Consider the following 14,418-nt stretch of genomic DNA (forward strand, 5'->3'; position numbering starts at 1 on the left):
GTGTTTTGACATGATGCGGTTGCGCCTGCGGGCCCCGCAACAGATAGTAAGGAGGCGCCATGGGGCGCAATAACAAACATAAGCGTAGCGCTCGCAACAAGCGCGCGCCGGTGCGTAGCGAGCGGCGTCCCAGCCTGACGGGCCGTGTGCAGCTCCATGAGCACAGCGCCTATGTTGTCACCGATAATGGCGACTATAAGGTTATGGGTCGCGGCAAGCGCGAGATTATGGACGGCGACATCGTGGCCGTGAGCATTAAGACCGGACCGCGCGGCGATCGCCGTGCCGTGATCGAGGGCGTTGTCGAGCGCGCGGCCATAAGCGTGGTGGGCACGTATCAGACGGCAGGCCCGCTCGGTGTGATCGAGCCGCTTGATTCGCGTCTCAAGGCCGATTTCTTTATTTTGCCCGAGGATACTTCGGCGGAGCGTTTGGGCGTGCATCCGGGCGATGCAGTCGTCGCACGCATTTTGAGCTATCCGACACGCTTGGAATCGGGCACCGTGACTCTTGAGCGCCGCATTGGCGGCGACGATGCGCCCGACTTGGGCGTTCAATATGTCATGGCTCGTTACGGCTATACCGATACTTATCCCGAGACCGCCCTTGCCGAGGCCGAGGAGCTATCGCTCGACGTGGCGACAGCTCTTAAGGACCCACTTCGCCGCGATCTGCGCGACCGTTTTATCATCACGATCGATCCGGTCGACGCGCGCGACTTTGACGACGCCATCTCGTTGGAGCGCACGCCGCAGGGCGGCTACAAGCTGGGTGTCCATATCGCCGATGTATCGCATTATGTGGCCTGGGACGGACACATCGACCTAGAGGCTCGCCATCGCACGACGTCGGTGTACCTTGCCGATCGCGTGCTCCCCATGTTGCCCGAGCGCCTGTCGAATGACCTGTGTTCCTTGCGCCCCGACGAGGATCGCCTGGCGTTTACCGTCGACATCGAGCTCGATGCGCAGGGGCACGTCCGCCACTACGATCCGTATCCCAGCGTGATTCGCTCGCGCGTGCGTATGGACTATGACGGTGCCGAGGCATTGCTGGTGCGTGCCGGTGCGGTGGAGTACTCCGTGTTGGAAGGTGCTGCCGAGGATGTTGCTGCAGCCGAGGCGTCGCGCGAGGAGGCGCTTGAGCGCGGTTTGACTTGCGAAGAGACTGCCCGCGACTACGACGTGGATCTGAGCGATTTCCTAGTTGCTGCCAACGAGCTTGCCGAGCGACGCCGTCGCATTCGCCGTGCGCGCGGCTCGGTCGACTTTGACACGGCGGAGATTCGCGCTTTGCTGGACGAGGATGGCATTCCCGTGCAGATCGTGGCCCGCGAGCGCTCGTGTGCCACGTCGCTCATCGAGGAAGCTATGCTGCTTGCCAACGAGTGCGTTGCCGAGTGGCTGGCAGACCGCGATATTGAGGCATGCTATCGCGTGCATGAGGATCCCAGCCCCGACAGCTTGCACGGGGCCGCTGTGACGCTGGCGCAGCTGGGTATCATCGACGATCGCCGCGCGGCCGGCATTGCCCTGGGAAGTCCCGATGAGCTGCAGGCGGCAGTTGACGCTGCCGCTGGCACGGCAAATGCCCCGCTTGTCAACACGTTGCTATTGCGCAGTATGCAGCGCGCGCTGTACAAGCCGCGCAACGAGGGCCACTTTGCGCTCGCCGCGCCGTGCTACTGCCACTTTACGAGCCCTATCCGACGCTATCCGGACCTTGTTGTCCATCGCGTGCTCAAATTGCAACTGGCGTATGAGCAGCTGGGCGGCAAGGATGCCTTGGCGCGCACGCCGCGGCTGATTGGCAAGGGTCGCGAGTCGCTGCCGCGCATCTTGCCGCAGATTTGCCGTGCATGCAGCGATGCCGAGCGTGCGGCCGACGCCGCCAGCCATGCGACGCAAAAGATCAAGATTGCCCAGTATTACGAGGATCGTCTGGGCGAGCGCTATGCCGGAACCATTTCGTGGGTCAGCAGCATGGGCCTCTTTGTGCGCCTCGACCTGACACAGGTCGAGGGCTTGGTCTCGATTAAGAGTTTGGGAAGCGAGTGGTTCGAGTTTGACGAGGACGCGCTCACGTTGACGGGTGCCGACACGGGGCGCCGTTTTGAGTTGGGGCAACGCGTGATCATCGAGGTCTCGCGCGTCAATACCACGCGCGGGCACTTGGATTTCAGGCTTATTCATTAGCCGGAATTTGGTGATTGATAGAGAACGGGGCGGTCTTTTGGGGCTGCCTTTTTTGTGGCGGTTCAATCCTCTTGCCGCTCGCGCGCTTGCGTCTTCCGCCTGCTATAGGGGAGATAAAACCTACCAAAATAAACCTGTCCCTTTTTGGGAGGTTTACGAGAGAGCGGGGATGAGATGACAACGGTGTACGGGTATGCGCGGGTGAGCTCGCGTGATCAAAATCTGAATCGGCAGCTGGATGCGCTGGGCGCCTATGGCGTGGAACCGGCGAATATCTTTGCCGACCATGCGAGTGGCAAGGACTTCGATCGACCGCGATATCGCGAGCTGCTGTGCGCGTTGGATTCCGGCGATGTGCTGGTGGTACTTTCCATTGATCGGCTGGGCCGTAACTACAGCGAGATCCTCGAGGAATGGCGGTGCATAACCAAAGAGCTCGGCGCCGCCATCGTGGTGCTGGACATGCCATTGCTCGACACGCGCGCCAGAGACTGTGGTGGGTCGGACGTGACGAGTACGTTGATTGCCGATATTGTTTTGCAGCTGCTGAGCTATGTGGCGCAGGTGGAGCGCGAGAACATCCACCGGCGCCAAGCCGAGGGCATTGCGGCGGCGCGAGCGCGCGGCGTGCGCTTTGGCCGGCCCCGCAAGCCCTGTCCCCCGCAATTCGAGCTGGTACGCGATGCCTACGAGGCGGGTGATATCACGCGGAGTCAGGCGGCAAAGCGGCTAGGCGTGTGCGTGGGGACGTTCGATCGCTGGATGCGCGAGATGGAGTAGGGGCGCCACGGTCCTTTGGCGCCCCGATTCGAACATTTTGGATTTCGCTACGGCGACAACTGCATTTGGGGGTACACTCGCTGCTGCTCAAAAAATGACGGAGGTTAGCCCTTGGCGCGTGCGAAGCACATAGTCGGATGGATTTCGATTGTCCTGCTGGTCGTGACGCTGGCAAGTATTTGGATGCTGACGGAGCAAAACGTGGAGCAGACGTCGTCGCTCAGCGAGTCCACCGCGCGTGCGGTGGAAGGACGGGCCGCGGACGTGCGACCCGACGCCACGCAGGAGTTCCAGGCGGGGGATGCCGTCGAGGGCACGGATTCAACGACTGCCACTGTTCATCCCGACCCGCTTGCGCCCGTTCGTCTGTGGATGGGTGCCAACATTCGTCGCGTCGCACATACCGTTGAGTTCTTCTTTGTAGGACTGTTTGCTTCGGCGACAGTGGCATGCCTGGGCGAGTGCCTGCCATGCGCGCGATTCCGGTACGTACTCGCTCTGCTCTTTTGCGCCGTCTGCTCTGTCGGTGACCAAGTGCACAAGATCTTTGTTCCTGGTCGTCATTTCGACATGATCGACCTGGGCTTCGATGCCGCGGGTTACGTTGTCGCCATGCTGTTGGTGCTGTTGGCCGCCGCGCTGGTTCAGCGCGCGACCTGTCCCATTGGCGCCCATGAGAGGCGCTAACCTCAAGATGGAAAATCGCGACCGCCTGTACGTCGGCGCTGGTTACAATATCGGCATCGGTCGCAGATGGCCATCGATGCGCTGTTTGCCAGACACTTGTCTTCTCTAAGAAGGGAATCCCCATGGCAGTGCTGTTTGTTGAATACCCCAAATGCTCGACGTGTAAAAAGGCCAAGGCCTGGTTGGACGAGCATGGGGTTGAGTACGTCGATCGCGATATTGTTACAGACAATCCTTCGGCTGAGGAACTTGCGACCTGGATTGCTCGTTCGGGGCTGCCGGTGCGACGCTTCTTTAACTCGTCGGGCATGAAATATCGAGAGCTTGGTCTGAAAGCGCGCCTGGATGCGGGTATGACGGACCAGGAGTGCTTTGAGCTACTCGCGACTGACGGCATGCTGGTTAAGCGCCCGCTGCTGGTGGGCGACGACTTTGCGATCCCCGGCTTTAGGGAAGCGGCTTGGACCGAGGCGTTGCTGTAGCGGCTTCGGAAAGTGCGTCCCATTTTGAGTGCTGATTCTGGGATGTGCTTTCCGGTTGAGGGCTCTATCGGAAATGACATCCCGTTTCGAGCGCTGATTCTGGGACACGGTTTCCGGTTGAGGGCTCGACGGGAAAGTGGGGACCAGTTTGAGCTTGAAATCTGGGATGCGCTTTCTGCCGGCGGGCCTACTCCAGGGCGGGCCTGCCCCAGTCAGTCCTTCAGCTGCGCCCATTCATGTGGGTCGTAGATCTTTACGTGCTTGTCGGGCGTGTCGCTCCAGTACTCTTCGTCCATAAAGGGCAGGTATGCCTGAATGCCGGGGCAGATAAACGGAATTCGTTGCCGCTGCAGGCGCTCGCGCTGCCGCCGCTCCAGGTTCTTCTCGGATATGACGGTCGGCATGCCGGACAGCTCGACGAGGCTTGCCTGGATGCGCTTGAGGTTGGGGAGCGCCGCATGCCATGACGTCCGCATGATCAAAAGATACTTCGATTGTGTTGCCTGGTGCTATCGTTTTCGCGTTAGTATCTGCCAACGGTTGAGGGCTACCGCTCGCGGCGTTTTGCCCTTCGTGTACAGCGGTCGGCATCACAGGTCCTTCACGGGTTGGACGAAATTAGGCCAATTTGACCGAATTTTAAAAAAGTCAAAATTGGGGCTTGCGTCACGGCGAGACTTCCCGTATATTTCTTTCTTGCGCAAAGGCACAGCCGAGCGCAGCGATGCAATCATTGGGATGTCGTCTAATGGCAGGACAGCGGATTCTGGTTCCGTCAATGGGGGTTCGACTCCCTCCATCCCAGCCATTGCATTTGCTACATATGGCCCGTTCGTCTAGCGGTTTAGGACGCCGCCCTCTCAAGGCGGAGATCACCAGTTCGAATCTGGTACGGGCTACCACAAATTGAATGCCCGGGCCTCGCAAGAGACCCGGGTTTTGTGTATACACCGTATGTGTGGAATGAGCCGCGTTTCACCTGGACCGAGGAGTTGCCATGGACCTGCCCATCAGCCTACAAGACATTACGTATGCCGAGAATTACCTGGCGCAGGGAGACCTGGCCACGGCGACGCCGCTGCTGGAGCGTTTGGTGGAGCTCGCCGAGGAGTATATCGATGCCGAGTGCAAAACGGAGGAGAACCGCCAGTACTTTAGCTTCGATAGCAAGTTTGAGCGCCTGGCCTACCGCCGCGTGGAAAAGGATCCACGCGAGCTGGTGCAGGTCGAGGTGCCGTTTGACCGCCTGTACTCCGACATGGCGTTTGCCTACATCCGTCAGCAGGATTATGTGAGCGCCCGCAATGCCTTGATGCAGGCCGTGCGCTGGGACCCCATGAACTGCAACTACCGACTGGATCTGGCCGAGCTGTTCCGTGCGCTCGAGGACAAGCAGGAGTGGGCTTCGCTTTCGTTTTCGGTGCTGGAGCGTGCGAGTGACGGCAGGTGCGCCGCCCGCGCCTACGCCAACTTGGGCCAGTACTTTTTGGAGCCCGAGACCGAGAACGTCTCGGCGGCCGTGGGTTGCGCACGTCTGGCGCTGCGCTTGGCCCCTGGCGATTCACATACGACGCGCTTGCTCAGCAAGATCCATGCCACCTATCCGGATGCCGCCGACGAGAGTGATGAGCATGTGATGGGCGAGCTGGCGTTACAGGGCGTACCGACCTCGCCTTCGGCCGAGATTGCCATTTGTCTGATTATGTGTGCGACCGACGCTGCGAGCGACGGTGACAAGCAGGAGGCTACGCGCCTGACGGTCCGTGCCCGCGACCTGGTGGGCGAGGAGGCATGCGCGGCGATCATTAAGCTGGTGCGCGAAAGCGATGCCGAGCTCAACGCCGAGCGCAAGGCCAAACGCGAGGCCGCGAGCGGGAAAGCCGATGACGCCGAGGAGGCCGGCGATGCCCAGTAAGCGCGAGCGCAAGCTCATCTCCAAGAATCGTTCGGCGCATCACGAATACTTTATCGACGAGACATTCGAATGCGGCATTGAGCTGAGCGGTACCGAGGTCAAGTCGATTCGCGAGCGCGCCTGTCAGATTACCGATACTTTTGCGCTGATTCGCGGCGGCGAGTGCTGGCTGGTGGGTTTGCACATCCATCCCTATAGTCACGGTGGCGTGTGGAACCGTGATCCCGATCGCCGGCGCCGTCTGCTGCTGCATCGCAAGGAGATTGATTTTCTTGACGGCAAACTACGCAACCGCGGCTATGCACTGGTGCCGCTCGAGCTCTACTTTAATGCCGATGGTCGCGTTAAGCTGCTGTTGGGCCTGGGCCGTGGCAAAAAGCTCTACGACAAACGCGAGGACATGGCCAAACGTGACGTTCAGCGCGAAATCGATCGCGCGCTTAAGGAGCGTAATCGCTAAGGGTTGATATCCGGGCGGGCGGGGATGTTCATCCATTACTGTTGTCGTACTCCCGGTCTGCTCCTCGCAAGTTGCGGTGGAATAGTTCCTGTTTGTTGGGTATCCAGGCTTAAACAGGGACTTTTTCACCGCAACTGCGTGTGGCTCATTTTTCTTACCGTTCTGACACATATGTCTCATTGTGGGTATATACGTCTGCAAGGCTCAATTCCGAGTTAGGGGAGTGATCGTTTTGGATAAAGCTGCGTTCTTTACGATGCCGTGCGGGCTGTATGTGGTGAGTGCCGCGGCAGATGGATCGCGCGCCGGCTGTATTATCAACACCGCGGTGCAGGTGACGTCCACGCCGCCGCGCATTTCGGTTGCCGTGAACAAGGAAAATGTCACGTCTAGTGTTATCTCGTCTGCCAAGGCCTTTGCGCTGACCGTGATCGATCAGACGGCCGATATGCCCTACATTGGTAACTTTGGATTCCGTACCAGCAGCAACTATGACAAATTTGCCAAGTACGAGACGCGCGAGACCGCACTGGGCATGCCCTATGTTCCCGAGCATGCGGCGGCCTTGTTTAGCTGCCGTTTGATCGACACAGTGGATGTGGGCACGCATCTACTGTTTATCGGTGAGGTCGAGGATGCCGAGCGCCTGAGCGACGAGACGCCGCTCACCTACGATTACTACCATAAGGTCCTGAAGGGCAAGACGCCGCCCAAGGCGTCTTCGTACCAAGGGTAGAAATGCGGTAAAACCGCTTGCATTATATTATTAAGAATATATACTAATTAAGCAAAGTACATCAGCAGCCACGTTCGAGAGGAGAACATCATGGCCGAGGAAAAGAAGACGTACAAGTTCGTGTGCACCGTTTGCGGTTACGAGGTAGAGGTCGACACGCCCGAACTGCCCGAGGATTACGTGTGCCCGGTGTGTGGCGTCGGTCCCGATCAGTTTGAGCTCGTCGAGGAGTAGCTCGTAGACACACGACTTGCAGCAACATATAGCTCTGTCCAAGGGCCCCGGTCGAATTCTCGGCCGGGGCCCTTTTCCTCCGTCCCCAAGGGATCACGGCTGCTATTAGCCGATCCTGTCTGTTGTGAGTCCGGCCGACCTTTTGTCTTAACCTGCAACATCTAGCGGCTCAAAACGGGTCTTCCTGTTACAGAACGAGACAAACCAAAACCATCATTCTCAAAATCTCAATCTATAACATTTAGGCACGTAAACCCCCTCTACTTGTTACAGATCGAGACAAAAGGTTGGGGCTGAAGAAATATCTCGATCTGTAACATCTGGGCGCGGAAATTGGGTCCACTTGTTACAGATCGAGACAAACTGAAACTATCTCTCAGAAAATCTCAATCTGTAACATCTAAGGGCTCAAAACGGCCTCACGTGTTACAGATTGAGATGTTATATCTGGACAGTCACGCCATCCCATTACATTCCCGTTAGCAGCACGATGTCGAGAATCGTCACGATGACACCGATCCCTACGAGCAACGCGTTGAGCGGGCGCGAGTTGGCGTATTTGCCCATGACGCGGGGCGAGCTGGTGAGTCGTATGAGCACAAAGACCGTAATCGGCAGCTGAAGCGACAACAGTGCCTGACTCCAAATGAGACCCTCAAAAGGATTCGGGACGATCAGGCACGCCGCTACTGCGCCGACGAAACAGGCCGCCACTCCGATCGAGGAATGTCGGTCGTGGATGTCGTATTCCTCGTCGAATATGCCCGCGGTGATGGTGCCCGCCGCCATGCCCGCCGTCACGCTACTCGATATGCCCGCAAACAGCAGTGCCACCGCAAAGATGGTCGAGCTTGCCGGGCCCAGAATGGGGGAGAGCGTGGCCGCTGCGACAGCGAGGTCGTCTACGACAATGCCGTGCGCAAAGAAGGTCGTTGCGGCTAGGATGACCATGGCCGAGTTGATTGCCCAGCCCACACCCATCGAAAAGAGCGTGTCGAAGAGCTCGTAGTGCAGGCGTTCTTCGATAACCTGCTCGCCTTGGCCTTCGAAGTGCATGGATTGGATGACCTCGGAGTGCAGGAAGAGGTTGTGGGGCATAACGACCGCGCCTAGGACACTTACGATAATCGCGACTGAGCCGGTGGGCATACTGGGTGTGATCCAGCTTGTGGCGGCTTGCGGCCAGTCGACCTTGACCAGCAGAAGCTCGGCTAAAAACGAAAGTCCCACCACGCCCACGAAGGCGATGATCCAGCGTTCGGCGCGTTTGTAGGAGCTTGTCATGAGCATGGCAATCGATGCCGCCGCCACGATGATGCAGCCGGCACGTACGGGCAGGCCAAAGAGCATTTGAAGTGCGATCGCACCGCCCAGGACTTCGGCCATGGCGGTGGCGACCGTGGCTAGATACGCACTGCCGAGTATCGCACGCCCGACGAGGCGGGGCAGGTGGCGCGTCGTGGCCTCGGCAAGACACATGCCCGTGGCGATGCCCAAGTGAGCCGCGTTGTGTTGCAGCATGATGAGCATGATCGTGGACAGCGTGACGATCCACAGCAGCGCGTAGCCAAACTGCGAGCCGGCGGCCATATTGGAGGCCCAATTGCCCGGGTCGATAAAGCCGACGGTCACGAGCAGCCCGGGGCCGATATGCCGTGCGATGTCGAGTCCGCCGTGGCCGCCGGTGCGCGGGGAGCCAAAGTGATGTTTGAGATGGTCGATCATGGTGCACTCCTGCGTGCCGTTTGTTTGACGCCGCAAAGGATACCCGTTTTAGGCTCAAAATTTGACCATGACTAACAAAATTGTTGTGATGGTAAAAGGGGGTTGCCGAAATGTCTTGATCTGTAACAACTAGGGATGGAAATTGGGCCTAGGTGTTACAGATCGAGACAGGAAGAAATGGTCCTATGGAAAATCTCGATCCGTAACAGCTGACCGCCAAAACCGGCCCCTCGTGTTACAGATTGAGACATTCGGAACCGTCTCTCGAGAACATCTCAATCTGTAACCGTTAGTCGTCGAAATTGGGTCTTCCTGTTACAGACTGAGATGTTTGAAGCGGTGAGCTTACAGGCCGAACCTGGGGCCCTTGTTGTTGCCCTTGAGGTCGGCGGTGTCCACTCGTAGGGCGTGCGTTACGCAATTGTTTCGAAACGGGCGGGAAACACAATGGGCCGGCGATGCTTCTAGTATGCCTATTCAACTGACTGTCTATATATCTAGGGGAGGATCGCGATGCAGGCAGATTCCGCTCAGCAGCAGGGCCTTTATCGCCCCGAATTCGACCACGATGCATGTGGCATCGGCGCGCTTGCCGATATCAACGGTGAGCGCCACCACCAGATTCTGGACGATGCGCTGTCCATTCTGGTCAACTTGGAGCACCGCGGTGGCACGGGACTCGAGAAGAATACCGGCGACGGCGCCGGCATCCTGTTCCAGGTTCCGCATCACTTTTTCCGCAAAGAGGCTCAAAAGTGCGGCCAGATTCTGCCAGCAGAGGGCGACTATGGCGTGGCCATGCTGTTCTTCCCGCAAGACGACAAGGGCGTAGAGGATGCCCGCCGCGTGTTTGAGGAAGGCTGTGCCGAGGCCGGCGTGCCGCTGCTCTTTTGGCGCGAGGTGCCGGTCGACCCTCACGATCTGGGCGAGACGGCCCGCGCCTGCATGCCCACCATCCTGCAGGCCTTCCTGGGCCGTCCGGACGACACGCCCGCCGGCGATGCCTTTGAGCGTCGCCTGTACGTGTGCCGCCGTACCATCGAAAAGAAGGCCGACGCCGAGTTTGCCCTGCGCGACAAGATCTTCTATGTGTGCTCCATGAGCTCGCGCACCATCGTGTACAAGGGCATGCTGGTCGCCACGCAGATGCGCCGCTTCTTTATCGATCTCAACGACGCCGCCGTCAAGACGGCCGTGGCGCTCGTCCACTCGCGCTACTCCACCAACACCACGCCTAGCTGGGAGCGCGCACATCCCAACCGCTTTATTATCCACAACGGCGAGATCAACACCCTCAAGGGCAACGTCAACTGGATTCGCGCCCGCGAACCTAACCTGTACAGCCCCGTGCTGCAGCATGATCTTGAGCGTGTGATGCCCATCATCAACCGTGAGGGTTCCGACTCCGCGATTCTGGATAATGTGCTCGAGTTTTTGGTCATGAACGGCCGTCCGCTCACGCGTGCCGCGTCCATGTTGCTGCCCGAGCCTTGGGACCACAACGACAACCTGAGCGAGGAGCGTCGCGCCTACGATGCCTACCAGTCCATGCTCATGGAGCCCTGGGACGGCCCGGCGGCCATCGCCTTTACCGACGGCCGTACGCTGGGTGCCGCCCTCGACCGCAACGGCCTGCGCCCGGCTCGCTACTACGTGACGCGCGACGGCCGCTTTATGCTGGCAAGCGAGGTGGGCACCATCGAGGTGCGCCCCGAGAATATCCTGACAAGCGGTTGTTTGGGACCGGGCCAGATGCTCGAGGTCGATTTTGCCCGCGGCCGTGTGATCTACAATGACGAGCTGCGCGCCCGCTATGCCAAGGAAAAGCCCTACCGCGATTGGATTGCCGAAGAGACGCTGACCGTTGACGCGCTCGACAAGCCCGCCGCGGCAACGCCCGCCGAGGATGCCGAGGTGCCTGCCGCCGTGCGTATGGCCAAGCTCGGCTACCACTGGGATGATGTTGACGAGGTCGTGCGCCCCATGGCCCAGCAGGGCAAGGCCCCGCTCGCCTCGATGGGTATCGATGCGCCGCTGGCCTGCCTGTCCAAGAAGACGCGCTCGTTCTTTGATTACTTCTATCAACTGTTCGCCCAGGTCACGAACCCGCCGATCGACGCCCTGCGCGAGCATATGGTCACCTCGACCACGCTCTACCTGGGCAACCACGGCAACCTGCTCGAGGACTCTCGTACGGCCTGCCAACTGGTGCGTCTGGAGCGCCCACTGCTGAGCGAGGAGGAGTTCGATCGCATTTGCGCGATTGACCGTGTTGGCTTTAAGACCCGCCGTTTCCGTGCCGTTTACCGCCGCGATGCCGGCGAGGGCGCGCTGCAGGCTGCGCTCAAGCAGCTTGCAGAGGACGTTGAGGCTGCGGTGCGCGACGGCGTGAACATCGTGGTGTTGAGCGATCGCGCCGGAGCGGACGAGGTACCCGTGCCGTCACTGCTCGCCGTGGGCTGCGTGCACAACCACCTGATCCGCGCCGGCGTGCGTACCTTTGCCGACATCGTGGTGGAGTGTGGCGACGCCGTGTCTCCGCACGACTTTGCGGCGCTGGTGGGCTACTCCGCGAGCGGCATCTATCCGTACAACGCGCATGCGTGCATTCGCGACTTGGCGGCGCACGGCGATCTGGACGTGACAGCCGAGCAGGGCATCGCCAACTACAATAAGGCTGCGACCGCCGGCATCGTTTCCATCATGTCCAAGATGGGCATCTCCACGGTGCAGAGCTACCATTCGGCGCAGATCTTCGAGGCCGTGGGCTTTACGCCGGAGTTCGTCAACGCGTACTTCGCCGGCACGGTGAGCCGTGTGGGCGGTATGGGTGTCGAGGATGTTGAGCGCGAACAAAACGAGCGCTACGACGCCGCGCTCGCAATCCTTAAGAGCCCGGCTCCCGATCAGCTGCCCACGCTGGGTCTGACCAAGTGGCGCCCGCTCGGCGGCGAGGATCACCTCATCGATCCGCAGACTGTCTACTTGCTTCAGACCGCCTGTCGTGAGGACAGCTACGACACCTTTAAGGAGTACAGCGCCCGCCTACACCGCACCGGCCGTGCCGTGCGTCTGCGTGACTTGCTCGACTTTAATGCCAACGGCCGCACGCCGGTTTCGCTCGACGAGGTGGAGCCCGCGCGCAACATCGTCCGCCGCTTTAACACCGGTGCCATGTCGTACGGTTCTATCAGCAAAGAGGCGCACGAGTGCATGGCCATCGCCATGAACCGCCTGCACGGACGCTCTAACTCGGGCGAGGGCGGCGAGGATCCGCGTCGCGAGACCCCGCTGGCTAACGGTGACTCCAAGAACTCCGCCATCAAGCAGGTGGCAAGTGCGCGCTTTGGCGTAACGAGCCGCTACCTGTGCAGCGCCTTCGAGATTCAGATCAAGATGGCCCAGGGCGCCAAGCCCGGCGAGGGTGGCCACCTGCCCGGCAAGAAGGTCTACCCCTGGATTGCCGAGGTCCGTCAGTCCACGCCCGGCATCGGCCTGATCTCGCCTCCGCCGCACCACGACATCTACTCCATCGAGGACCTGGCAGAGCTGATCTTTGATCTTAAGAACGCCAACCCCGGTGCGCGCGTGTCGGTCAAGCTGGTCAGCGAGGCCGGCGTCGGCACCATCGCCACCGGTGTGGCCAAGGGTGCCGCCGACAAGATCTTGATCAGCGGCCACAATGGCGGCTCGGGTGCCGCGGCGCGCGATTCCATTTGGCACGCCGGCCTGCCGCTGGAGCTCGGCCTTGCCGAGGCTCAGCAGACGTTGCTGCAAAACGGCCTGCGATCCCGCGTGGTGCTCGAGGCCGACGGCAAGCTCATGGACGGCACCGATGTTGCCGTTGCCTGCCTGCTGGGCGCCGAGGAGTTTGGCTTTGCGACCATGCCGCTCATCTCCATGGGCTGCCTCATGCAGCGCGACTGCCAGCAGGATACCTGCCCGGCCGGCATCGCCACGCAAAACTGTCGCCTGCGTCGCGGCTTCCGCGGCAAGCCCGAGCACGTTGAGCACTTTATGCTCTTTGTTGCCGAGCAGCTGCGTGAGGTCATGGCGAGCCTGGGCTTCCGCACCGTCGACGAGATGGTCGGCCATCCCGAGTGCCTGCGCCAGATCGAGGTACCGGGCAACCGCAAGGCCAACCTGCTTGATCTGTCGCCCGTGCTGGCGAGCGCGACCTGCGAGTTCGGTGCCCATATCCCGGGCGCCGACGGTCGCCACTTCCTGCCGCAGATGGCTGCGGACAGCGAGCTCGACAAGACGCTCGACTCCACATTGTTCGTGCCCTATACGGCCGATGCCCGTGCGCACCTGCGTCCGATTCGGTTCCGCGCCGATATCGCCAACGTCAACCGTTGCGTGGGCACCATCCTGGGCAATGCGGTGACCAAGGCGCATCCCGAGGGCCTGCCCGCCGGCTCCATCACCATCGATTGCGATGGTTCGGCCGGTCAGAGCTTTGGCGCCTTTCTGCCGCGCGGCATTACGCTCAACGTGTGCGGCGACGCCAACGACTACTTTGGCAAGGGCCTTTCGGGCGGCGAGGTGTCGGTGCGCCCCAACCCGCATGCGACCTACAAGTTCGACGAGAACATCATCGTGGGCAACGTGGCGTTCTTTGGCGCCACGAGCGGCCGCGGCTTTATTAACGGCCTGGCAGGCCAGCGCTTTGGCGTGCGTAACTCCGGTGCCACTGTGGTGGTCGAGGGCTGCGGCAACCATGGCTGCGAGTACATGACGGGCGGCCTGGCGCTCATCTTGGGCGAGGTCGGGCAGAACTTCGCCGCCGGTATGACGGGTGGCGTGGCCTATGTCTTTGACCAGTACGGCACGCTCGAAGCCCGTGTGAACCACGAGAGCGTGGAGCTCAAGGCCCCGACGGCTGTCGAGCTGGCGCAGATTCGCGCGCTTATCCAGGAGCACGTGGACGCGACGCAGAGCCCGCGCGGCATTAAGCTGCTCTACAGCTTCGACTCGATGAGCAAGCACTTTGTGAAGGTCATTCCGACCGAGTACGAGCGCGTGCTGGCGATTGTCGCTGCGGCCGAGGCCGTGGGCAAGACGCATGCGCAGGCCGAGGAGTTGGCGTTTGACATCGTGACCGGCCGCGCGAGCAACGCGGATGTCGCTCGCTTTGATGTCGCGGGCGGTGCTGCGCCCGTGGCTGTCAGCTCTGTTGCTTCGACCAAGAAGGAGGCGTAAGT

The 14,418-nt window shown here is 60.5% G+C and carries 11 protein-coding genes and 2 tRNA genes; 11 read left to right on the forward strand and 2 right to left on the reverse strand.

The features are described 5' to 3' along the window. The first annotated feature begins 59 nt into the window (after positions 1–59). The 4 genes from ACTQ0H_RS04250 (at position 60) to ACTQ0H_RS04265 (ending at position 4,144) form a co-directional block, all read left to right on the forward strand. Positions 60–2,195, forward strand: a complete 2,136-nt coding sequence (locus tag ACTQ0H_RS04250; protein ID WP_441537939.1) for a ribonuclease R family protein — start codon at positions 60–62, stop codon at positions 2,193–2,195. A gap of 174 nt (positions 2,196–2,369) precedes the next feature. Further along, positions 2,370–2,975 carry a recombinase family protein gene (locus ACTQ0H_RS04255; protein WP_427717749.1) on the forward strand — a complete coding sequence of 202 codons (606 nt, stop codon included), beginning with the start codon at positions 2,370–2,372 and terminating at the stop codon, positions 2,973–2,975. 111 nt (positions 2,976–3,086) lie between these two features. Then, positions 3,087–3,662: a VanZ family protein gene (locus ACTQ0H_RS04260; protein ID WP_441537940.1), complete on the forward strand. Its 576-nt coding sequence runs from the start codon at positions 3,087–3,089 to the stop codon at positions 3,660–3,662. Positions 3,663–3,709: 47 nt separating this feature from the next. Further along, positions 3,710–4,144 carry an arsenate reductase family protein gene (locus ACTQ0H_RS04265; RefSeq protein WP_441537960.1) on the forward strand — a complete coding sequence of 145 codons (435 nt, stop codon included), beginning with the start codon at positions 3,710–3,712 and terminating at the stop codon, positions 4,142–4,144. 212 nt (positions 4,145–4,356) lie between these two features. On the opposite strand, the gene ACTQ0H_RS04270 is transcribed toward ACTQ0H_RS04265, so the two are convergent. Continuing rightward, positions 4,357–4,620: a hypothetical protein gene (locus ACTQ0H_RS04270; protein ID WP_441537941.1), complete on the reverse strand. Its 264-nt coding sequence runs from the start codon at positions 4,618–4,620 to the stop codon at positions 4,357–4,359. A gap of 258 nt (positions 4,621–4,878) precedes the next feature. Here ACTQ0H_RS04270 and ACTQ0H_RS04275 point away from each other — a divergent pair. From ACTQ0H_RS04275 to ACTQ0H_RS04300, 6 genes are all read left to right on the forward strand, one after another. Further along, positions 4,879–4,952: transfer RNA gene (locus tag ACTQ0H_RS04275), tRNA-Gln, on the forward strand. Between the two features lie 17 nt (positions 4,953–4,969). Then, positions 4,970–5,046 (forward strand) — tRNA-Glu (locus ACTQ0H_RS04280). A 95-nt stretch (positions 5,047–5,141) separates the two neighbouring features. Then, positions 5,142–6,059: a hypothetical protein gene (locus tag ACTQ0H_RS04285; protein ID WP_154515983.1), complete on the forward strand. Its 918-nt coding sequence runs from the start codon at positions 5,142–5,144 to the stop codon at positions 6,057–6,059. After that, positions 6,049–6,519 carry an SsrA-binding protein SmpB gene (gene smpB / locus ACTQ0H_RS04290; RefSeq protein ID WP_196025254.1) on the forward strand — a complete coding sequence of 157 codons (471 nt, stop codon included), beginning with the start codon at positions 6,049–6,051 and terminating at the stop codon, positions 6,517–6,519. Before ACTQ0H_RS04285 ends, smpB begins: the two co-directional genes overlap by 11 nt. Before the next feature lie 232 nt (positions 6,520–6,751). Further along, positions 6,752–7,255, forward strand: coding sequence for a flavin reductase family protein (locus tag ACTQ0H_RS04295; protein WP_441048313.1), 504 nt, complete (start codon positions 6,752–6,754; stop codon positions 7,253–7,255). A gap of 90 nt (positions 7,256–7,345) precedes the next feature. Further along, a complete protein-coding gene (locus ACTQ0H_RS04300) occupies positions 7,346–7,489 on the forward strand; it encodes a rubredoxin-like domain-containing protein (protein WP_035137395.1) in 144 nt (47 codons plus the stop codon). Positions 7,490–7,957: 468 nt separating this feature from the next. Here the strand turns inward: ACTQ0H_RS04300 and ACTQ0H_RS04305 are convergent, their stop codons facing one another. After that, positions 7,958–9,250 carry an Nramp family divalent metal transporter gene (locus ACTQ0H_RS04305; protein WP_441547855.1) on the reverse strand — a complete coding sequence of 431 codons (1,293 nt, stop codon included), beginning with the start codon at positions 9,248–9,250 and terminating at the stop codon, positions 7,958–7,960. 477 nt (positions 9,251–9,727) lie between these two features. Here ACTQ0H_RS04305 and gltB point away from each other — a divergent pair, with 477 nt between their 5' ends. Continuing rightward, on the forward strand, positions 9,728–14,416 hold the full coding sequence (gene gltB / locus ACTQ0H_RS04310; RefSeq protein WP_441537946.1) for a glutamate synthase large subunit: 4,689 nt from the start codon (positions 9,728–9,730) through the stop codon (positions 14,414–14,416). Positions 14,417–14,418 lie beyond the last annotated feature (2 nt).

It is taken from the genome of Collinsella sp. LCP21S3_A3, assembly GCF_052118905.1.
GTDB lineage: Bacteria > Actinomycetota > Coriobacteriia > Coriobacteriales > Coriobacteriaceae > Collinsella.

Excerpts from the sequence above, each read along its gene's own strand:
- ACTQ0H_RS04250 (WP_441537939.1), top strand. The coding sequence starts at position 60 with ATGGGGCGCAATAACAAACATAAGCGTAGCGCTCGCAACAAGCGCGCG.
- ACTQ0H_RS04255 (WP_427717749.1), top strand. The coding sequence starts at position 2,370 with ATGACAACGGTGTACGGGTATGCGCGGGTGAGCTCGCGTGATCAAAAT.
- ACTQ0H_RS04270 (WP_441537941.1), bottom strand. The coding sequence starts at position 4,620 with ATGCGGACGTCATGGCATGCGGCGCTCCCCAACCTCAAGCGCATCCAG.
- ACTQ0H_RS04285 (WP_154515983.1), top strand. The coding sequence starts at position 5,142 with ATGGACCTGCCCATCAGCCTACAAGACATTACGTATGCCGAGAATTAC.
- smpB (WP_196025254.1), top strand. The coding sequence starts at position 6,049 with ATGCCCAGTAAGCGCGAGCGCAAGCTCATCTCCAAGAATCGTTCGGCG.
- ACTQ0H_RS04300 (WP_035137395.1), top strand. The coding sequence starts at position 7,346 with ATGGCCGAGGAAAAGAAGACGTACAAGTTCGTGTGCACCGTTTGCGGT.
- gltB (WP_441537946.1), top strand. The coding sequence starts at position 9,728 with ATGCAGGCAGATTCCGCTCAGCAGCAGGGCCTTTATCGCCCCGAATTC.